The sequence below is a fragment of the Pseudomonas sp. R3-18-08 genome, assembly GCF_003852065.1.
Classification (GTDB): domain Bacteria; phylum Pseudomonadota; class Gammaproteobacteria; order Pseudomonadales; family Pseudomonadaceae; genus Aquipseudomonas.
Map to the genome: position 1 here is coordinate 2,140,926 of NZ_CP027729.1, position 18,999 is coordinate 2,159,924.

Annotated in this window: 18 protein-coding genes and 3 pseudogenes; 13 read left to right on the plus strand and 8 right to left on the minus strand. The window is 58.8% G+C overall.

Annotated elements, in window-relative coordinates:
• Positions 1–68: 68 nt before the first annotated feature.
• The gene (gene pip / locus C4J92_RS09955; RefSeq protein ID WP_124362182.1) at positions 69–1,049 is read right to left on the minus strand and encodes a prolyl aminopeptidase; all 981 of its coding nucleotides are present in this window, start codon (positions 1,047–1,049) and stop codon (positions 69–71) included.
• Between the two features lie 120 nt (positions 1,050–1,169).
• A complete protein-coding gene (locus C4J92_RS09960) occupies positions 1,170–1,844 on the minus strand; it encodes an SOS response-associated peptidase family protein (RefSeq protein WP_124362183.1) in 675 nt (224 codons plus the stop codon).
• 274 nt (positions 1,845–2,118) lie between these two features.
• On the opposite strand from C4J92_RS09960, the gene C4J92_RS09965 reads away from it, so the two are divergent.
• A complete protein-coding gene (locus C4J92_RS09965; protein ID WP_124403709.1) occupies positions 2,119–3,117 on the plus strand; it encodes an NAD(P)/FAD-dependent oxidoreductase in 999 nt (332 codons plus the stop codon).
• Between the two features lie 147 nt (positions 3,118–3,264).
• On the opposite strand, the gene C4J92_RS27185 is transcribed toward C4J92_RS09965, so the two are convergent.
• Together C4J92_RS27185 and C4J92_RS27190 are read right to left on the minus strand one after the other, a co-directional pair.
• A complete protein-coding gene (locus C4J92_RS27185) occupies positions 3,265–3,573 on the minus strand; it encodes a hypothetical protein (RefSeq protein ID WP_256657467.1) in 309 nt (102 codons plus the stop codon).
• Positions 3,574–3,730: 157 nt separating this feature from the next.
• The gene (locus C4J92_RS27190) at positions 3,731–4,036 is read right to left on the minus strand and encodes an alpha/beta fold hydrolase (RefSeq protein WP_256657469.1); all 306 of its coding nucleotides are present in this window, start codon (positions 4,034–4,036) and stop codon (positions 3,731–3,733) included.
• 294 nt (positions 4,037–4,330) lie between these two features.
• Between C4J92_RS27190 and C4J92_RS09975 the strand changes: the two genes are divergently transcribed.
• Together C4J92_RS09975 and C4J92_RS09980 are read left to right on the plus strand one after the other, a co-directional pair.
• Complete coding sequence (locus C4J92_RS09975) at positions 4,331–5,506, plus strand: hypothetical protein (protein ID WP_124403710.1); 1,176 nt, start codon at positions 4,331–4,333, stop codon at positions 5,504–5,506.
• Positions 5,503–6,228, plus strand: a complete 726-nt coding sequence (locus C4J92_RS09980; RefSeq protein ID WP_124362185.1) for a ferritin-like domain-containing protein — start codon at positions 5,503–5,505, stop codon at positions 6,226–6,228. Before C4J92_RS09975 ends, C4J92_RS09980 begins: the two co-directional genes overlap by 4 nt.
• 359 nt (positions 6,229–6,587) lie before the next feature.
• Here the strand turns inward: C4J92_RS09980 and galE are convergent, their stop codons facing one another.
• Entirely contained in the window at positions 6,588–7,613 is a 1,026-nt protein-coding gene (gene galE / locus C4J92_RS09985; protein ID WP_124362186.1) for a UDP-glucose 4-epimerase GalE, read from the minus strand.
• Positions 7,614–7,923: 310 nt separating this feature from the next.
• On the opposite strand from galE, the gene C4J92_RS09990 reads away from it, so the two are divergent.
• The 8 genes and pseudogenes from C4J92_RS09990 to C4J92_RS10025 form a co-directional block, all read left to right on the plus strand.
• Entirely contained in the window at positions 7,924–9,093 is a 1,170-nt protein-coding gene (locus C4J92_RS09990; RefSeq protein ID WP_124362187.1) for a glycosyltransferase family 1 protein, read from the plus strand.
• Positions 9,081–10,274 carry a UDP-galactopyranose mutase gene (gene glf, locus C4J92_RS09995; protein WP_124362188.1) on the plus strand — a complete coding sequence of 398 codons (1,194 nt, stop codon included), beginning with the start codon at positions 9,081–9,083 and terminating at the stop codon, positions 10,272–10,274. The genes C4J92_RS09990 and glf overlap by 13 nt, the downstream gene beginning before the upstream one ends.
• Positions 10,271–11,473: a beta-glucosidase gene (locus C4J92_RS10000; protein WP_124362189.1), complete on the plus strand. Its 1,203-nt coding sequence runs from the start codon at positions 10,271–10,273 to the stop codon at positions 11,471–11,473. The genes glf and C4J92_RS10000 overlap by 4 nt, the downstream gene beginning before the upstream one ends.
• A complete protein-coding gene (locus C4J92_RS10005) occupies positions 11,470–13,230 on the plus strand; it encodes an ABC transporter ATP-binding protein (protein ID WP_124362190.1) in 1,761 nt (586 codons plus the stop codon). Before C4J92_RS10000 ends, C4J92_RS10005 begins: the two co-directional genes overlap by 4 nt.
• 148 nt (positions 13,231–13,378) lie before the next feature.
• On the plus strand, positions 13,379–13,804 hold the full coding sequence (locus C4J92_RS10010) for an HPF/RaiA family ribosome-associated protein (protein WP_124403711.1): 426 nt from the start codon (positions 13,379–13,381) through the stop codon (positions 13,802–13,804).
• A gap of 11 nt (positions 13,805–13,815) precedes the next feature.
• Positions 13,816–14,943: a hypothetical protein gene (locus tag C4J92_RS10015; protein ID WP_124403712.1), complete on the plus strand. Its 1,128-nt coding sequence runs from the start codon at positions 13,816–13,818 to the stop codon at positions 14,941–14,943.
• Positions 14,944–14,978: 35 nt separating this feature from the next.
• Positions 14,979–15,272, plus strand: a complete 294-nt coding sequence (locus tag C4J92_RS10020) for a hypothetical protein (RefSeq protein ID WP_124362193.1) — start codon at positions 14,979–14,981, stop codon at positions 15,270–15,272.
• Between the two features lie 27 nt (positions 15,273–15,299).
• A pseudogene (locus tag C4J92_RS10025) lies at positions 15,300–15,994 on the plus strand (malate:quinone oxidoreductase); the annotation flags it as partial.
• Positions 15,995–16,359: 365 nt separating this feature from the next.
• Here C4J92_RS10025 and C4J92_RS10030 read toward each other — a convergent pair.
• On the minus strand, positions 16,360–16,662 hold the full coding sequence (locus C4J92_RS10030) for a DUF6555 family protein (protein WP_124362194.1): 303 nt from the start codon (positions 16,660–16,662) through the stop codon (positions 16,360–16,362).
• 631 nt (positions 16,663–17,293) lie between these two features.
• Between C4J92_RS10030 and C4J92_RS10035 the strand changes: the two genes are divergently transcribed.
• Entirely contained in the window at positions 17,294–17,584 is a 291-nt protein-coding gene (locus C4J92_RS10035) for a hypothetical protein (RefSeq protein ID WP_124362195.1), read from the plus strand.
• A 40-nt stretch (positions 17,585–17,624) separates the two neighbouring features.
• Positions 17,625–17,824: pseudogene (locus C4J92_RS10040) on the plus strand (hypothetical protein).
• Here the strand turns inward: C4J92_RS10040 and C4J92_RS27195 are convergent.
• Together C4J92_RS27195 and C4J92_RS10050 are read right to left on the minus strand one after the other, a co-directional pair.
• A pseudogene (locus C4J92_RS27195) lies at positions 17,808–18,002 on the minus strand (site-specific integrase); the annotation flags it as partial. The pseudogenes C4J92_RS10040 and C4J92_RS27195 sit on opposite strands and share 17 nt — an antisense overlap.
• Positions 18,003–18,234: 232 nt before the next feature.
• Positions 18,235–18,966, minus strand: a complete 732-nt coding sequence (locus C4J92_RS10050) for a TIGR03747 family integrating conjugative element membrane protein (protein WP_124362196.1) — start codon at positions 18,964–18,966, stop codon at positions 18,235–18,237.
• Positions 18,967–18,999 lie beyond the last annotated feature (33 nt).

Sequence of the window (18,999 nt, forward strand, 5' to 3'; positions counted from 1 at the left end):
TTCCGCGCGTCTACTCACTACATATTTCACTGTTCAGTCAACCCGTATGAGCGGACCACGCCTTCGCTTCAATAGAACTTCCCCATTTCCTTGAACTGCTCGGTCGCCTCGATCAGCGCGCTGATAATCCCTGGTTCAGACGGCGCATGGCCTGCGTCGTTTATGATCTTCAGCACCGAGTCTGGCCAAGCTTTGTGCAAGCGGAAAGCGGAATTGGGCGTGGCAATCATGTCGTGTCCACCCTGGATGATTTTGCACGGGAGATGCTTGATCGCCTCAATGTTGGCTATCAGTTGGTCTTCTTCAAGAAACAGACGGTTTTTAAAATACCAAACGTCAAGGCGCCCCATGCCGGTACTGGTTGTTTGATCGGCGGCTTGTTCTTCAACCCCGTCCGGATCGTGGCGTAACAACGAACAACTTGCCGAGTAGCGAACCCAAGCGCGAATGGCTTCTCCGCTTGATTTCTCGTCGTCGCTCGTCATTCGATCGAGATAAGCCTGCAGCAGATCCTGGCGCTCCTCCTCGGGAATGAAGTTCACGAAATCCTCGTGTGCTTGTGGGAAAAACCGACGCATGCCATGGATGAACCAGTCGATCTCATCTTCGGTGCCAAGGAATACGCCCCGTAAGATGAAACCCAGACAGCGCTGCGGATGAGCCTCACCATAAGCCAGAGCGAGCGTGGTGCCCCACGAGCCACCGGTTATCAGCCAGCTTTCGATATCCAGATGCTTGCGAAGTGTTTCCAAGTCGTCGACCAGCGCCTGTGTCGTGTTGTTGCGCAATTCTCCCAGTGGCGTCGAACGGAGGGCGCCACGTTGATCGAACAGCACGATGCGGTAGTGATCGGGATCCCAGAACTGGCGCTTGCCGGGTGGCGCACCTTCACCGGGGCCACCGTGCAGGTACACCACTGGGACTCCGCCAGGGTTGCCGCTTTCCTCCCAATAGAGGGTATGAGGTTCATCGACTTGCAACGTACCGCTGCGTCGCGCTTCTTCGATGGCAGGGAACAAGTTGTAGGTGACTTCACAAGGAGCTTGCATTATTCATCCTCTCGGCAAACTGCTGGTGCCTCATAGATTCCTGACTTCGGCACCGAGTCGATGGCGGGCCGCTCGGAGTGGCCTTGTGAGGTTCCAAGCGGCCCAAGGTCATGTCGGTACTCATCGGCCACGCAGGCTGCGCGTGGAGGTCAGAACATGCTCCAGTTGCGGTTCTGCCAGCGCCATGTGCATGGCCAGGTCCTGCGCCTGTTCCCATTGCAGATCGGGGCGTAACCATACCTGCGCATCCTCGGCAGTGAACGCCAGCAGGCGCTGCTGTCTTGTGGAACTGTCGTTGTGCATGACCAATACGAGCCCGTCACAGCCATTGAAGTGTTCACTGACCTGCGCCAGCGCCGCGAGGAAGATCGGCCCGTTCTCGCGTGACGTGGTGTAGCTGAGGCGGTGGCTGTTTTTCAATTGCTCGGGTTCGCAGGCTTCATACCAACCGTCAACCGCTACTAGCATGCGTCCGTCGCGCTTCACCCGGTCGAATACCCTCGAACGCATTACAAGATGGAGTGGCAGATGAGTCATCGGCGGCATTGTTCCCATCGACCAGAACGGTTTCCAGCCCCAACGAACCTTGATGCATTCTAGGACGCCGTTGCGGCTGTGTATGGCATTGACCTGCATGTTCGGTTTGATCACGTTTCGGCTGTCCTGCGGTTCAAAGGTTCGGTGCAGGCTACTATCCGCAATGCCAGTTGCATTCCCCACGCCTTGGTTTTGCACCTTGGCAAACAGCGCTTCGAAACCCTCGGCTACATCATATTGAACAATGTATTCACACATCGCGAAATTCCTGGCAGTGGCACTTCTAAAGAGTCTGCCGCGTCGCGTCTTATCAATTTTTACGGATTGAATGCGGCAGATTATGTAAATGCGAACCAAGGTGTTGCCTGGCGGTTCGAAACTCCTTTTGTTGAGCAGACGAACGGCAAAAAGAATTTGCGTTTCATCGGCTTAGGTGACCACTCATCGGATGCTGCCGTTTAAAAACTGAGGTGATAGCTCGATCTTTTTGTCGTCATTCAATCGGCTTCCAAGCAAACCAGGAGGGCAGCGGATGTCAGTTAAGTCAGACAAATACCGGGACGTTCCAGAGCGCCCCGAATCACCGTCAGCAGGTCATATCGAGGTCGATTGCTTGATTGTCGGCGCCGGCCCTGCAGGGTTAACGGCGGCGGTTTATTTGAGTCGTTTCCATCGGCGAGTCGTGGTCGCCGACGGGGGGCAAAGCCGTGCAAGCCTAATTCCGCTTTCGCACAATTATCCCGGCTTTGCGCCAGGCATATCGGGCAACGATTTGCTCGATCGATTGCGCGAGCAGGCCGTGTCTTACGGGGCGACGATTGAAGCCGGAAGCGTGGAATGTCTGCGCAAAGACCACACTGGTTTCGTTGCGCAACTCAACGGACGAGCGCTGAGCGCGCGGCGTGTGGTGCTGGCAACTGGAATGGTCGATACCTTGCCGCAGATGGATCGACCCTACGATGGCATTGCACACTCGGTGATTCGGCTGTGCGCCATATGTGATGGCTACGAAGTCAACGGTGACAACGTGGCGGTATATGGCGAAGCACACTGTGCTGTTGAGCACGGGCTATTTTTGCGCAACTTCACCGACCACGTGACGGTGCTGGCCGAGGGTGATAGCGAAGCTGGTGAGGACGTGAGCGCGAGAGCGCGGTGCGCCGGTATACGTTTGATTAGGGACCGGGTCGAGTACATCGAAGTGAGGGGCGGCAAAGTCTACGTAAAAGCGGGGAAAGGTGAAGATTACTGCTTCGATATCGTCTATCCATCGCTGGGCTCACGGTATCGCTCGGAGCTAGCGGTGCAACTGGGCGCGCAGGTGGACGAGGAGGGCGCTTTGTGCGTTGACAACCATCAGCGCACATCGATTGACGGGCTTTACGCTGTCGGGGATGTCGTGGACTCGCTCAAGCAAATTAGCGTCGCTACAGGCCAGGCGGCGGTCTGCGCGACTGCTGTGCATAACAGCCTGGAACTACGTCTTTGGGATCGGTTACGGGACGAAAGAACCGTTCGGGGTACCGCTTGAGTACATAAGCGGAATAGCGTCTTCGGTCAAAATAGTTTCAGCCTAACCAGCGTAACACCGCGAGCTCCACGGTAGAGATCATCGGACACTTCAATTCACCGTTTCGATCTCTAAATCCTGATAGCACGTATTTATTCGACGTGGAAGTCAGGCAACCCGCGATGGGGGGCTTGCTATGATGATTTTCAGCACCGAGTCTGTCCAGGCTTTATGCAAGCGAAAAGCGGAGTTGGGCGTGGCAATCATGTCGTGCCCCCCTTGAATGATCTTGCACAGTAGGTATTTGACTGCCTCAATGTTATTTATCAGTTGGTCTTTTCCAAGAAACATCCAGTTCTTGAAATACCAAACATCAAGAAGTCCCATGCTGGTGCTGGTCTTTTGATCGGCGGCTTGCTCTTCAATGCCGTCCGGATCGTGGCGCAATAATGAACACTGGCCGAGTAACGAACCCAAGCGCGAATGGCTCCGCCGCTTGAAACCTCGTCATCGCCTGTCATTCGATCAAGATATACCTGCAGCAGATCGTGCCGCTCCTCCTTGGGAATGAAGTTAATGAAATCCTCAAGTGCAAGGGGAAAACCGGCGCATACCGTGGATGTACCAGTTGATTTCATCTTCGGTGCCCATGAATACGCCCCGGCAAGATGAAACCCAGACAGCGCTGCGGATGAGTCTCGCCATAAGCCAGAGCGAGCGTGGTGCCCCACGAGCCACCGGTGATCAGCCTGCTTTGATGCTCGCGAAGTTTTTCCAAGTCCCCGACCAGCGCCTGCGTCGTGTTGTTGCGCAGTTCTCCAAGTGGCGTTGAGCGAAGGGCGCCGCGTCGATCGAACAGCACGATGCGGTAGTGATCCGGATCCCAGAACTGACGTTTGCCGAGCGGCGCTCCTTCACCACGGCAGCCGTGCAAGTACACGACTGGAACGCCGCCAGGGTTGCCGCTTTCTTCCCAGTAAAGGGAATACTTGGGTATGCGGCGGTGCGCTGATGCTGCTGGGAATTGCCCTTTACGGGTGCAACCGCTTGGCGACTACAGTTGCGGAGTCTGGTTGCATGTGCGACTAGCCGTCGTAGCTAACCGTTCGTCTGAGGATGATCAAAAAATTTCGATGCCCTCCTCAGATCTCTTTGTCATCAATTAGAGCGGAGAATTCAGGTGCCGGCTCGTTGAAACATTCACTTGGTGATGACTGATGAAGGAGATCGACCAATGTCCAAAATCGATAATCTGCTGGACAACAAGGGCACGCCCTTGGACAAGCAGAGCTTTACCTGGCGCGATCTGGCCGGCAAGCCGATCAGTAAGCTGGACGATGATGCATTCACCCGGGTACGGGTGATTTTGATGAACGGCGTTGAATCCGACGCCTTACGACTCAAGCACTTCGGCTCGCGGTTTCACAAAGAGTTGCAGCTGCCGCTGGCACAGATCCGCCGTGTCGAGCAGCACCAGATGACGGCGGTCAACTGGCTGCTGTCCGCGGATCATTCTCCCTTGGAAACCACCGTTGCCTACGAGCAGGTAGCGATCGAGGTGACCGCCGCCGTCGCCCAGAATGAGCCCGACCCCTACCAGGCCCAAACCTATCGCTTTGGCTTGCTGGAAGACTTCGACCACCTCTACCGCTACGCCGCTATGCTCGACCGGCTAGAGGGAAAGGACGCCAACAATATTCTGCAGGGCTACACCGACCTCGTACCCGGCAGGCCTACCAGCGAACATCACCGCGCCCCCGGCGATGACCTGCGAGACAACTATCAGAAAGACAGTGCCGCACTGATCACCAAGATTCACGCCGCACTGATCACCGGGGCCGAATACCAGACACACGACTATTACATGAACATCGGTCCGCTGTTCGCCGACCCGGTGGCTCGCGCGCTGTACGCCGAAATCGCCTCGGTCGAGGAGCAACATGTGACCCAGTACGGTTCGTTGCAGGACCCCAGCGAAACCTTCATGGAAAAGTGGCTGGTGCATGAGGCGATGGAGGTCTACACCTACGCCAGTTGCGCCGAGCAGGAAGAAAATCCGCGCATCAAGGCGCTCTGGGAACGCTTCGTCGACTATGAATTGGGACACCTGAACCTGGCCTGCGAGTTATTCAAGCAATATGAACGCCGCGATCCCGCCGAGGTATTGGCCGGCCCGCTGCCGCGCATGATCGAGTTCAAGAGCCAGCGCGATTTCGTGCGCGAGACCTTGTCTCGCGAGGTCGACCTGCGCGCCCATGGTATCAATTACTTACCAAAGGAAAGGGAAGGGCAGGCGTCTCTGGATCAACGCGCACGCCTTAACAGTGAGGGCGTTCCAGCCAACGTGGTGTCAGCTGGCTACGCCTTCAAACCGGGCACCGAACTCAACCCAGCGGGAGAACAGCAATGAGCGAACGTCAAGTGATCATCGGCACCAACCGCACCGGCGCGCAGATGTCGCCTGAAGGCACTGCACGCCAATTGGAAGCTACGCGCATGTTTCCCGCCGATGTCCCGGGCGACATGGGCGCCTACACCGCCGCGCGCGAGAGTGCTATTCGCGAAGCCGACCTGATCGGTTCGGTGCCGTCTCCAGGTAGCGCTAAGGGTGTGGTCAAGACTGCGCTGGACAAAACTATAGGCAAGGCGCCTGAAGTGCTGCTCGACAAGCTCGGCGAGCGCCTGGCTTTCGAGCGCACTGGCGTACGTTTATATGAAGCGATGGTGGCCAAGGCCATGTCCGCACCGGGCGCCAACCCCGCATTGGTGGGCACCCTGCGCCAGATCCAGGCCGAAGAACTAGAGCACATGGACCTGGTGCGCGAAGCCATCGAAACCCTGGGCGCCGACCCCACCGCCATGACGCCGTGCGCGGACGTGGCCGGGGTCAAGGCCATGGGTGTTCTGCAGGTACTGACTGACCCACGCACGACTGTGTCGCAGTCGATGAGTGCGATCCTGACCATTGAATTGGAGGACAACGCGGCGTGGGATTTGTTGATTGAGCTCGCCCGCGCAGGTGGCCATCCGCTGATTGCGAAGCGCTTCGAGCATGCGTTGCAGCAGGAGGAAACACACTTAGCGACGGTTAGCCAATTCATTCGCGACGACCTGCTTGCCCAAGTGAGCTGACGGTTTGCGCGATGCGTAGTTTCGCGCCGGACATGGGCGTGAAACTACGCGCACTGCCTCAGGGTTCATCGGATAGGTCAGTAGAAACGACGGGTCGAGCTCGCCTTTCTGGATGTGCTCAAACAGCATGGGTGCGCAACGCTGCCCTTGGTTGCTGCCCGTCTTCAGGGTTTATATCTTATTTGGAGCAGGAGGGCCGCATTTGACTCCCAGTTCACGAACGGCGCTACATTTGCAGGGAAATTGCGGAACCCAGTCCCACGCGCTTCGAGCCAAAAGATGACTTCTTGAGACATCTCCTCCATTCCAGCGCTGACTCCGGTGTGTCTGAATCAATGTTCCCTGCCAATGTGTGCGCTTCACTTTGTCTGCCAAATCGCCTTATGCTCACGCTGGTTGATTTGCCAGCGCCACGCGTCGTAGAGCATTTGCTCCAGTGAAAAGCGCGCTTGCCAGCCCAGCTCGTCGATGGACTTTTGGGGGTCGGCCCAGCAGCAGGCTATGTCGCCTGGGCGACGCGCTTCGAAATTCAGCGGGATCCTGACGCCGCTCACCTTTTCAAAGGCGTTGATCACATCCAGCACCGAATACCCGCGCCCCGTTCCCAGGTTCCAAATACTGACGCCACAGCGTTCGCGCAACGCTTCTAGCGCGCTGATATGCCCCAACGCTAGATCGACGACATGGATGTAATCGCGAACGCCGGTGCCGTCCGGGGTCGGGTAGTCCTTGCCGTACACTGACAACGCTTGCCGCTCGCCACTGGCAACCTGAAGCAGATAGGGCAATAGATTGTTCGGTGTGCTGGTCGGCGCTTCGCCCAGCAGGCCGGAGGCATGGGCACCGATTGGGTTAAAGTAGCGCAGCAGGCCTATCGACCAGCGCGGGTCAGAGCTAGCCACGCTTTTCATAACGTTTTCACACATCAGCTTCGACATCCCGTACGGGTTGGTCGGTTGCCCGGTGGCGCACGCTTCGTTGATTGGCATGCGGGTGCAATCCCCATACACCGTTGCGGATGAGCTGAACACCAACCGGAATACGCCGGCCTTTGCCATGGCCTGGCAAAGCACCACGCTGCCGCCGACATTGGTGTCGTAGTAGCGCAATGGCTCGCGCACGCTCTCGCCGACGGCTTTCAACCCCGCGCAATGCACTACGGCGTCGATGGGGTAGTCACGCAGCAGCCTGTCGAGCAACCGTCGATTACGCACGTCGCCATAAATGAACTCCGGCCGCTTGCCCGCCAAGGCGCTTACCCGGTCGATCGTCGAGCGACGGCTATTGCACAAATTATCCAGTATCAACACTTCTTCGCCTCGGACCATCAATTCCAATGCGACGTGCGCACCGATGTATCCCGCACCGCCCGTAATCAAAATCATGCGCTCGCCCTCGTTCGCCTGGCATCTACCCGATGCCTGTTTCCTCAGTTCGGTCAGCGCTGTTTGTGCAGCTGACTGTTCAAGGTAGGGGTCGCTTTCTAGGAGGAGTTCAAGCCGTTTGACTGATCGGTATATGCAGTTCATCGGCTGCGCTGATTCTTGCACTGAACGACCTGCGACGACCGTGCTTCCAACTTTCAAGAGCCGAATAGCCTGGATAAAGACTGTTGTGCACTTGCCGTATCGACACGGTATGGCCAAAGGGCTCGATGCATGAGCCGTCATCTTTTCGCTTGATAAGGACGTTGATATGAACCTTTCGGAACAGCCCGTGCCGTTTGCCCAAGTAAGTGGGCTAAGTCCTGTTGAATCCGCCAGCCAGGCCCGTCCTACGCTGGTGTGCCTATCCCATTTGCGCTGGGAGTTCGTCTACCAGCGTCCGCAGCATGTGATGTCGCGCCTGGCGAAAGACTACGACGTGATCTTCTTCGAAGAACCGGTGGTAGGCGGTGGCGAGCCTCCTCGCCTGGAAACGTCGAGCCCGGCGGCGGGCATCCGGGTGGTCGTCCCGCACCTGCCTGAGGGCCTGGGTGAGCAGGCGATGATCGAGGCGCAGCGACGGTTGCTGGATGAGCGTCTTGCCAAGGCCGTGCAAGGTGATCTTCTGCTCTGGTATTTCACGCCCATGAGCCTGGCGTTTACCGACCACCTCCAGGCGCGGGTCACGGTGTTCGACTGCATGGATGAGCTGTCTGCGTTCAAGGGCGCGCCGGCCCAACTGGTGCACATGGAGCGGCTGCTCATGGACAAGGCCGACGTGGTGTTCACTGGCGGTTTCAGCATCTGGGAGGTCAAGCAGCACCAGCACGGCAATGCGCACCCTGTGCCTAGCAGCGTCGACATTGGCCATTTTGCGCAGGCACGAAACGCGTTGGCGGACCCTGCCGACCAGGCGCCGGTCGCGCGGCCACGCCTAGGCTTTTTCGGTGTGATCGATGAGCGCTTCGACATCGAGCTGGTTGACCATGTGGCGGCGTTGCGTCCCGACTGGCAGATCGTATTGGTTGGGCCAGTGGTCAAGATCGATCCGCAGACCCTGCCGCGACGCCCCAATATTCATTATCTGGGCGGGCGGCAATACGCCGAGCTGCCAGCTTACCTGAACGGCTGGGACGCGGCCCTGATGCCGTTCGCGCTCAATGCGTCCACCCGTTTCATCAGCCCAACCAAGACCCCCGAGTACCTAGCCGGCGGCTGCCCCGTGGTCTCGACGCCGATACGCGATGTAGTCAATGGCTACGGCCAAAGCGGTGCCGTATTTATCGCCGACACTGCCGACGCGTTTGTCAGCGCCATCGAAGGCGCTCTGCGCCTGAAAGGCACGCCCGATTTCCTAAAACGTGCCGATGCGGCGCTTGAGGGGATGTCTTGGGACAACACGTGCCGCTTTATGAAGGAGCAGATCGAATGCCTCAGATAAACCTTGAAACCGCCAAGTCCGGACCGTCCTGCCAACCCGGGCGCGGGGTCTATGACTACCTGGTCGTCGGTGCCGGGTTTGCCGGCAGCGTCATCGCCGAACGGCTGGCCCAGGGGCTGGGGCGCAACGTGCTGTTGATCGACCGACGCGCGCATATCGCCGGCAACGCATACGATCACCCGGATGCGGCGGGGGTACTGGTGCATCGTTACGGTCCGCACATCTTTCACACCAACGCGCAGCGGATCGTCGACTACCTGTCGCGCTTTACCGAGTGGCGGCCCTATGAGCACCGTGTGCTGGCGCAGGTCGATGGGCAACTGGTGCCGATCCCCATCAATCTCACCACGCTTAACAAACTGTACGGTTTGTCGATGACGTCCGAGCAAGCCGAAGTGTTCTTGGCCGAGCGCGCGGAGCCGGTGGCCACGATTCGCACGTCGGAGGACGTGGTGGTCAATCAGATCGGGCGCACGCTCTACGAGAAATTCTTCCGTGGCTACACCCGCAAGCAATGGGGCCTGGACCCTTCCGCGCTGGACAAGTCGGTGACCTCGCGGATCCCCACGCGCACCAATGAAGACGACCGCTATTTCACCGACACCTTCCAGATGATGCCCCGCGATGGCTACACGCGCATGTTCGAGCAGATGCTCGATCACCCCCGGATCGACGTGCTGCTGGATACCGACTTCAAGGACGTGCGCGATGAGGTGAAATTCAACCACGTGATCTATTGCGGCCCGATCGACGAGTACTTTGATTTCCAGTTGGGACGCTTGCCCTACCGTTCGTTGCGGTTCGAGCACCAGACGCTCGAGCAGGAGCGCTATCAGCCGGTGGCGGTGGTCAACTTCCCGGACCCGGAGGTGCCCTACACGCGCATCACCGAGTACAAGCACCTGACCGGTCAGGTCCACCCCTGCACCAGCATTACTCGCGAGTTTCCCTGCGATGAGGGCGACCCTTATTACCCGGTTCCACGCGCCGAAAACGTCGAGCTGTACAAGCGGTACAAGGCCCTCGCGGAGCAGACGCCGAATGTGACGTTTCTCGGGCGCCTGGGTACTTACAAGTACTACAACATGGACCAAGTGGTGGGCCAGGCGCTTGCGTTGTACCGCGACATTGAAGCCGCGAGCAGCGAAGCCACCGTTGCAGCCGGGCTCGATGTGTTATGAGCGCGCCGCCGGAGCAGAGCCAGAGGGAGCCCCGCGAGCGCGGTCATCACGCGCTCTTCAACAGCTTCGTGATGGCGGGCTATGAGTGCTCCAGCCAGCGCCGCCAGGATGGTCGGCGCCTGGACTTGCTGGCCGCCACCGGGCACGCGCGCTGGGCACACAAGGACTACGCGCAACTGGCGGGCCTGAATGTGCGTTGCGCCCGTGACGGCCTGCGTTGGCACCTGATCGAGCGCAGCTCCGGTCGCTACGACTGGAGCAGTTTCCTGCCGATGCTCAGGGCTGCGCGCGATCACCAGGTGCAAGTGATCTGGGACCTTTGCCATTACGGGTATCCGGATGACCTGGACGTCTGGCGCCCGTCGTTTGTCGACCGGTTCGCACGTTTTGCCGGCGCGGTGGCAGGGCTGATGGCGGATGAAGGTATCAGCGTTCCGATCTATTCGCCGGTCAACGAGATATCGTTCTGGAGCTGGGCGGGGGGCGACGTCGGTTATTTCAACCCCAATGCCCACGGGCGCGGCCAGGAGCTCAAGCACCAGTTGGTGCGCGCCAGCATCGCCGCGATCGAGGCGATTCGCGAGCGCGCGCCGGCTGCGCGTTTCGTGCAGTGCGACCCGCTGATCAACGTGGTCTCCGAGTCGCAGCGCAGCGAGGACATTGAAAACGCCGAACGCTACCGGGTGGCCCAATTCGAGGCCTGGGACATGCTGATCGGGCGCCAGTGGCCGGGCCTGGGCGGGCAGGAGGATTACCTGGATATCATCGGCGCGAATTTCTATCCGCATAATCAGTGGTATTTCCACGGCGGGCGCATTGCGCTGGGTGAGTCGGATTACCGCCCACTCGCCGGTATGCTCAAAGAGTTGCACCAACGCTATCAGCGGCCGCTGCTGATCTCCGAAACCGGGGCGGAGGACCAGGAGCGTTTGCCCTGGTTGAGCTATGTCGTGGACCAGGTGCTGATGTCGCTGGAACGGGGGGTGCCGGTGCAAGGCATTTGTTGGTACCCGTTTCTCGATTACCCCGGCTGGGATGATGGCCGTTATTGCCCCACCGGCGTGTTTGGCTACGCCGACGGAGAGGGCGAACGCGCGCCTTTCCACCCGTTGCACCTGCAGCTCAAAGCCCTGCCCGAGCGTATCGAGGCACGCTTGCGCGAGCTTGATGCAAGGCGGGCGCAGAGGCTGCGCACATGATCTTCCAGCGCTTGCGCGACGAGCCTTTGCCGACGACAGCCAGCGCGTTTTTATGGCGCTACGTGAGGGTGCGCCCGCTGCATTTCAGCGCGATGTTGTCACTGGTGATCGGCGCGGCCTGCTGCGCGGTGGCGGTGCAGTACGGCATGAAGTTGCTGGTGGACGCCATGGCCGGAGAGTCGCAGGCCGACCAGGTGTGGCATGCGTTCAGTCTGTTCATTGGGTTGATCGTGTTGGAAAACGTGCTGTGGCGGTTGGGCGGTTGGGTCGGCTGCCATACCGTGGTGGGCAGTTGCGCCGACCTGCGCGTTGACCTTTTTCATCACCTGACCGGTCATCCGATGCGCTATTTCAACCGGCATTTCGCCGGCTCGCTGGCTAATCGAGTGTCGGCGGCCGGTGCCGCCGCCAACACGGTATACGGCGGCCTGGCCTGGCGCATCGTACCGCCGTGCGTGGATTTTATCGGTGCCGTAGTGGTGTTGTTCGCCGTGCGCGGCTCAATGGCATTGGCCCTGATCGCGTGTGTGGTGCTGGTGGCCGCGTTGATCACTGTGGTCGGCGTGCGTGGCAGGAACCGGCATATCGCCTTCGCCTCGCAGTCGGCGCAGGTCGGGGGCGAGATTGTCGACCTGGTGTCCAATGTCTGGACGATCAAGGCGTTCTCCGGGCGCGAGCGCGAGCGCGTCAGGCTGGAGCGGGAGATAGGCGTCGAGGCGGGCGCGCATCGGCGCAGTTGGATCTACCTGGAAAAGGCACGCGTGCTCCACGATATCTGCCTGTCCATCATGGCCGGGTCAATGCTGGGCTGGGCGATCCTGCTGTGGCGCCAGGGCCAGGTTACGGCGGGCGATGTGGTCATGGTCAGCGCGTTGACGTTTCGTATCCTCCACGGCTCGCGCGAATTGGCGCTGGCGCTGGTGGAAGCCAGCCAGCAGATGGGCGTCATCACCGAAACGCTCGGCATCATCGCGCAGCCGCACGAACTCAGCGATGCGCCGGAAGAACTCGCGCCGACCCGGGGCAGCATCAAATTGCTGGACGTCAGCTATGCATACCCCGGCGGGCGCCAGGTGTTCAACCATTTATTCCTGGACATTCCTGCGGGCCAGAGCGTCGGGATTGCCGGTACCTCGGGTTCGGGAAAATCCACGCTGCTCAGCTTGCTCCAGCGTCTGGACGATGTGCACAACGGCGCGATCCTGATCGACGACCGGGACATCCGCTCGGTCAGCCAGGACAGCCTGCGCCGGCAAATCGCCGTGGTACCCCAGGAGCCGGCGCTGTTCAATCGCAGCATCCTGGAAAACATCGGCTACGGCCAGCCGCGCGCGACTGAGCAACAGATTATTGATGCCGCCCGGCGAGCCTACTGCGATGAGTTCGTGCAGGCGCTGCCTGATGGTTATCACACGCTTGTGGGGGAACGTGGCGTGACGCTTTCCGGCGGGCAACGCCAGCGCCTGGGGCTGGCGCGGGCGTTCCTGAAGAACGCGCCAATCTTGATCCTCGACGAGGCGACCTCCGCACTGGATTCCGATTCCGAGGCCATCATCCAGTGCGCGCTGATGGACCTGATGCGCGGCAGGACGGTACTTGCGGTGGCTCACCGACTCTCGACCATCGCCAGCTTCGACCGGGTGCTGGTGCTGGAAGAGGGGAAGGTGGTTCAGGACGGTGCACCCGATGAACTGCGTCGCCGCCAGGGACGTTTCCGCACGCTCTGGCAGATGCAGACGATGGTCCAGGACCACTGATGCCTGAGCGTGCTCGGAGCGGAGTACGCCGTTGATCGGCCTGCGCCGTTTGCCGAACGAACGCGTGAGAATAGCCTCGGTTCGAACCTTACATGGCCGTTGACGCCCTTGGGCGAGCCTACTTTTCAGGACAGAAGAGGAATTGACCATGCTGGTACAGGTAGACAGTAATCATATTGAAGGCAGTGCCGATCTTCAGGCGTGGGTAGGCAGTACAGTGGTTGACGAGGTCGAGCGCTACAGCTCGATGCTGACGCGCGTGGAAATCCACGTGGGCGACGTGAATGCGCAGAAGTCCGGTCCGCAAGACAAACGTTGCCAGATCGAAGTGCGCCCCAAGGGCCACAGCTCGTTGTCCGTTACGCATCAGGCGGAAAGCCTGGAGCTGGCCGTCGCTGGCGCCGCGCGCAAAATCCACCACGCGCTGGAACATCTGATGGGACGCTTGTCGCCCAAAGTCGAATCCACCGGGCATCTGACGGCGCCTCCGGTCCAGGAAGAATCGCCGGCGCAAATCGACGCGCTGCTCGAAGACGATTTCCTGGCCAGGCAGGCTGATCTGGACAAACACTGAGGAGGCTCCCCATGGTCCACGTTCAAACCTTTACCCGCGACACTCTGGACACGCTTCTGGCCCTGGCGGATCGCACCAACCTGAGTGTCTACATGCCCGCCCAGCAGACGTTTCCCGAGCGCACGCAAAACCCGATTCGTTTGAAGAACCTCATCAAAGACCTCGAAGGCCTGCTGGCTGATCAGGCGCGGGCCGAGACGCTGCTTGCACCGTTTCATGACCTGGTGGCCGACACCGAATTCTGGAATAGCTGCCCGCCTTCGATCGCGATCTTTGGCGGCGCCGAGTATTTTCTGGTGGTGGGGTTGCATCGGATGGTCCAAGAAACCGCCATCGTCAACCGCCACCCCTATCTCAGGCCGCTGCTGCGCCAGGCGCCAATGACCGAACGCTACCAGGCGCTGTGCCTGACGCGGGACAGCGTGCGGGTTTACGAGGGTGCCGCGCAGACACTGCAGCAAGTCGAATTGCCGGAGGCGGTGCCCACTTCCCAGGCCGATGCCTTGGGCGATCAACTGACCTCCCGTGACCAGCAAGGCCACCCCGACGGGTTCAGCGGCGCGGGTGAGCGCGGCGATCCGATGATGCATGAGTCGGGCGGTGGCGGTAAGCAGGACGAAGTGAACCTGGACCGCGAGCGGTTCTTCCGTGCCGTCGACAAAGCGATCACCGAGCACTGTTCGCGCGTCTGCAAACTGCCGTTGGTGCTGGTGGCGCTGCCCGAGAACCAGGCCGTGTTCAGGGCGCTCAGTCACAACCCCTTCCTGCTGGCGGACGGCGTGCGTAAAGACCCCGCCACGCTCTCATCAACCGAGTTGGCGCAGGCCTGCACCGCCGTGATGAGCAAGCGCTACGAGGATTCGCTGAACACCGCGTTTGATCGATTTGGCGTGGCCGTAGGGCAGCGGCTTTATGCCTCGCGGCTGGTGGACATTGAGCATGCGACGCTGGAAGGCCGGGTGGCGTTGTTGCTGGTGGAGGCTGACGGCAGCGAGCCAGGCGCCCAGGTCGCCGAGGAAGACGCTGCGCTGGACGAGCTGATCCTGGCCGTTATCCGCCAGGGCGGCGAAGTGGTGGTGGTGCCTGCCGAGCGCTCGATGCCCACCGACACCCGCGCGGCGGCTGTATTGCGTTACTGAGGCGCACGGGCTTTTTACTCAGCAGGAGCGCGAGCATGGAAAAAAGCGAAAAAGCGATGGAGATTCGGGCCTGGCACCTTTTGCTTGAAGACGATAGCTACCGCCTGGATCAGCTTGACGACTTTTATCGGACCCTCATCAACCGCGCCGACGAGCTGGTGCTGCGCGAGATCATCAGCCTGGAGGAGTGGCAGCGGCTCAAGGACGCCGCAGACGCGGTCTACGCAAAAACGCTGCAAAGCCTTGCAGCCCAGGAACGTGATCGACTCGACACCGTGGCCATCGACCTGTGCATCGATGCGGCGCAGTCGACGTCCTCCCCGAAATAAACCGACCGTCGTGTCTTGGAGGCAACCATGAACAACCCGACACTCAAAGGGGCACTGACTGCCCTGGCCCTGTCGCTGGGCATCCCGCACGCGTATGCCGCCGAAACCAAGCGCGTCGATGTGATGCTGGTGGGGGGCGGGATCATGAGTTCGACCCTGGCGGTGTGGCTCAGTGAATTGGAGCCGGGTTGGTCAATGGAGATGGTCGAGCGCCTGGACAAGGTCGCCGAGGAGAGCTCCAACGGCTGGAACAATGCCGGCACCGGCCACTCGGCGCTCGCCGAGCTGAACTACACCCCGGAAAAAGACGGCAAGATCGACATCACCAAGGCCGTGGAAATTAACGAAGCGTTCCAGATCACCCGGCAGTTCCGGGCCTGGCAAGTCAAAACCGGCGTGCTGCACAACCCGCGCTCGTTCATCAACTCCATGCCGCACATGAGTTTCGTGTGGGGCGACGACAACATCCGCTTCCTGAAAAAACGCTACGAGGCGTTGCAGGCCAGCCCGCTGTTCCGGCCGATGCAGTATTCCGAAGACCCGACTCAGATCAAACAATGGGTGCCGTTGATGATGGAGGGCCGCGATCCCTCGCAAAAATCGCCGCGACCTGGACGCCCATCGGCACTGACGTCAACTTCGGCGAGATCACCCGGCAATTCGTCAGCCACCTGCAAACCCGCCAGAACTCCGCCCTCAGGCTGTCGACGGAAGTGCGCGACAGCTAGCTAACTAATCTCCGAATGCTGGCATTAGGGTGGCAAGTAAGCGCTTGTTTGAATCTTCATCAGCGTTTTCATTGAATACATGGCGTTTATGGTCGATGGTATATGTTCGACTATTCATGGACGACCCGATATGTTTGCTAACTACGACGATCACAAGTGCATCAAATGTGATGCACCGCTCGAACTTGGCGAGAGCGAGGTCACCTACATGGTTCCATCCGCATCTGAACAGCGCTGCCCAAAGTGCCGACGCAAGTACTCCGTGCGGGTCATGAACACCGCACTTAGCCAAAGCGTTAAAAGGATGTACATCATGGTGGACAACCGAAAAAATTAGAACGCGTTATAGCTAAGCGCCATCAGTCATCGTGTAGTTGGGTCGCTTTCTCGCTCAAATCTGGTGGGGGCGGTACATATGCTTGGGCGATAAACGGGATATCACCCGACGGACGCCACCTCACGTTTGTAAGGCCGTACCGCTCACCCATTGGCTTGCTGATCCGTTTTATTTTTTCGTTCCGAAACCTAGGGATGATCCCTATCCCTACATCGCACGCTGCCCAGTGCCAAGCTTCCGCATTGTTCATGACCTCCGCTCTTACGATGAAAGATTTAGGTACGTCATGGATTTCGTATTCGATGATATATAAAGAATTTTTCATATCGCTTCTCCCTGAACTTTTTTGTTACTTCATCAGAAAGAAGGTTCAGAATTTTTGTGTTGTACAAAATAGTTCGGGTTGTACAATTCCGTCTCGCTTGTTATTCGCCGTTCGTCGACAGCGACAAATAAAAACTAAACTGACTCTGCATCCTTTGGCTCTCAATACTGAGCCTGTTCGCTCAATCAGTCTCAAGGTATTACTCCTGTTTTGCCCGCACTAAGTGCGGGCTTTTTTTAGGTTTTTATATGATGACTGAATCGTATGAAGTTAATGGCGGGTATCCATCAAGCCAATGCCCCCATCCCTATATCAGAAAGGGCTACTACCTAGGGTTGAGCCCGGATGTATACGTGTGCATGCGCTGCGGAGAACAGCGCAGGCGCGAACACTGGGAAGCTTTCGAACGTCGGCGCATGCCCCCTGCGGGATTACTCAACGTATCGGACGCAACGGTATCCCGCGGCTAACAACGCGAAGTATTCTGATATCGCCGCTTATGTTCAAAAGGCCCCCACACTTTGACCAGGTGCGCGGGCCTTTTTGTTTGCCTGCGTAAACCAGGCCCCGGCAGGCTGGTCTACCATTACCGCTGCGCTTGGTCGAAGCGTGCTTACTAAGGAAGAGCGACGTGTCGCTACCCATCACTGCGCGGCAGATGAATGCGCTAAAGGCGCTTCAGCGGCAGGACCCGGACCTGGGCGAACTGGCCATCGCTATCGCACAGGCCTTCGATGCCGCGAGGGTCGAAAACCCGGAGCTGGCCGTGTTGATCCTGGACAAGACCTGCCGGCGCATGGTCGCCCGTGAACCCGGCAGTCAAGAAGCAATGATCCAGCACCTGGCGACCTTCGGTAAGTTGAATTGCCTGATACCCACCCAGGTCAGCGACTTTACCGATCGAGTCAGGAGGCACGCTTAATCATGAACAACGGATTCAGGAAGAAGCACTGCGCGCCCTGATGGAGGCGGCGCGGTGCGCGATACGCTGGTCAGCCGACAAGAGGAAAAGTGGACGCTGGCTATCCGCCTAGGCGGCTCTGGCAGTAGCTGGTTGGCGGTACGCTCGCGCCGTGAGGCGTTGCGCATTTGGACCAGCCTGACGGCTGTAGGGCGCTTTGCCGATGGGATTGAGTTGCGTAGCTTTAATGTTGAGCTGTGACGGGCGAAAGCTTCAAGGCCAGTTGCAGCATACCCACCACGTCCGGGCCGTCCTCGTTGATCCATGTGCATAGTGCTGGCGGATCATGTGCTATTGGTGTGTCCCATCTGTTCGGCAATCCAGTCGATATAGGAATTGGCCGTGGTCGGCATTGACTGGCGTATGTGTACCGGCATTGGATAAGCCCTTGTGTAGTATCCTTTTGGCCGATTACTGCCGAAAAGTGGTCTATTACAGCCCGCTGCAGGACTTTCTCACACGCCGAGGATGGCTTGGAATGCCTAAACCTACAGGCCTGACAAAACGGAGCCATCAAGCATCCTTACCGCCACAATCCCACGCACCGAAGCCCGGTTCCTTTCTCTCTGGCTATAGCAACCTCGTGCATTACATTCAAGCAGTACGTTCTATCAAAGGTGTTTTTTGAACGTTGCCGCGGTGATAGCAGTTGCTATTCCGACCATCACCGCGCAAGGCAAGTAAATCGCCATGGGATTGAGCGAAAACGGTAGGAATAGGTAGATAATCCAGGGCACGATTAGCAGTGGTAACACTGCTCGCTTAGCACGGTGATAGACAAAACTGCTTTCTTGCCCAGCGCCAAATTTGCGCAGATCACGGCGCATTAATCCATCAACAAAACCAGTGAGCATGCTCAGTAAGAACAGCGGCGTGGCTAAGACCAGAATGGTCAGGCGCACTACGAAGGTGAAGGTAACGTACACCGCGGCCAGCACGAAATCCTCAATACTCACGTAGAGCTGATTGGTCCAGTGCCAGAACCCGTGTCCCTGGCTCGACACCCGGGCCTGATGAGCGAAGTCCGCAAATCCAGTTTTGACCAAAAGCCACTGGGTGAGGATATCCAGTATCTGGACAATCATCTGCCCGGGTTGTTGAAGAATGAGTGAAGATTTGAAGTGCGCGCTAAGCCACCCCAGTTCATTAGTCAGCATGCCTTGGCTGTGCCTCCAGCCTTGATCCCCCCAAAAGAAAAGCAGGCCAGCCCACTCGATCAAGATCGAGAACAGCAATGAGGCAATTAACAAACTGATAGTGCGCAGTACTAAGCCGATCGCCGAGATGAGCAATCCTGAGCGCTGGGTCTGTTGTGGCGGCGTGTTCCGGACGGAAGTCGCCATCGTTCACTCCATTGTGCTTTGCATTTGGTATCG

Coding starts and splice junctions, on each gene's coding strand:
- pip (WP_124362182.1), bottom strand. CDS start 1,049: ATGCAAGCTCCTTGTGAAGTCACCTACAACTTGTTCCCTGCCATCGAA.
- C4J92_RS10015 (WP_124403712.1), top strand. CDS start 13,816: ATGGTCCACGTTCAAACCTTTACCCGCGACACTCTGGACACGCTTCTG.
- C4J92_RS09960 (WP_124362183.1), bottom strand. CDS start 1,844: ATGTGTGAATACATTGTTCAATATGATGTAGCCGAGGGTTTCGAAGCG.
- C4J92_RS10000 (WP_124362189.1), top strand. CDS start 10,271: ATGAGCGCGCCGCCGGAGCAGAGCCAGAGGGAGCCCCGCGAGCGCGGT.
- C4J92_RS09990 (WP_124362187.1), top strand. CDS start 7,924: ATGAACCTTTCGGAACAGCCCGTGCCGTTTGCCCAAGTAAGTGGGCTA.
- C4J92_RS09980 (WP_124362185.1), top strand. CDS start 5,503: ATGAGCGAACGTCAAGTGATCATCGGCACCAACCGCACCGGCGCGCAG.
- C4J92_RS10050 (WP_124362196.1), bottom strand. CDS start 18,966: ATGGCGACTTCCGTCCGGAACACGCCGCCACAACAGACCCAGCGCTCA.
- C4J92_RS09965 (WP_124403709.1), top strand. CDS start 2,119: ATGTCAGTTAAGTCAGACAAATACCGGGACGTTCCAGAGCGCCCCGAA.
- glf (WP_124362188.1), top strand. CDS start 9,081: ATGCCTCAGATAAACCTTGAAACCGCCAAGTCCGGACCGTCCTGCCAA.
- galE (WP_124362186.1), bottom strand. CDS start 7,613: ATGATTTTGATTACGGGCGGTGCGGGATACATCGGTGCGCACGTCGCA.
- C4J92_RS09975 (WP_124403710.1), top strand. CDS start 4,331: ATGTCCAAAATCGATAATCTGCTGGACAACAAGGGCACGCCCTTGGAC.
- C4J92_RS10010 (WP_124403711.1), top strand. CDS start 13,379: ATGCTGGTACAGGTAGACAGTAATCATATTGAAGGCAGTGCCGATCTT.
- C4J92_RS10020 (WP_124362193.1), top strand. CDS start 14,979: ATGGAAAAAAGCGAAAAAGCGATGGAGATTCGGGCCTGGCACCTTTTG.
- C4J92_RS10005 (WP_124362190.1), top strand. CDS start 11,470: ATGATCTTCCAGCGCTTGCGCGACGAGCCTTTGCCGACGACAGCCAGC.
- C4J92_RS10030 (WP_124362194.1), bottom strand. CDS start 16,662: ATGAAAAATTCTTTATATATCATCGAATACGAAATCCATGACGTACCT.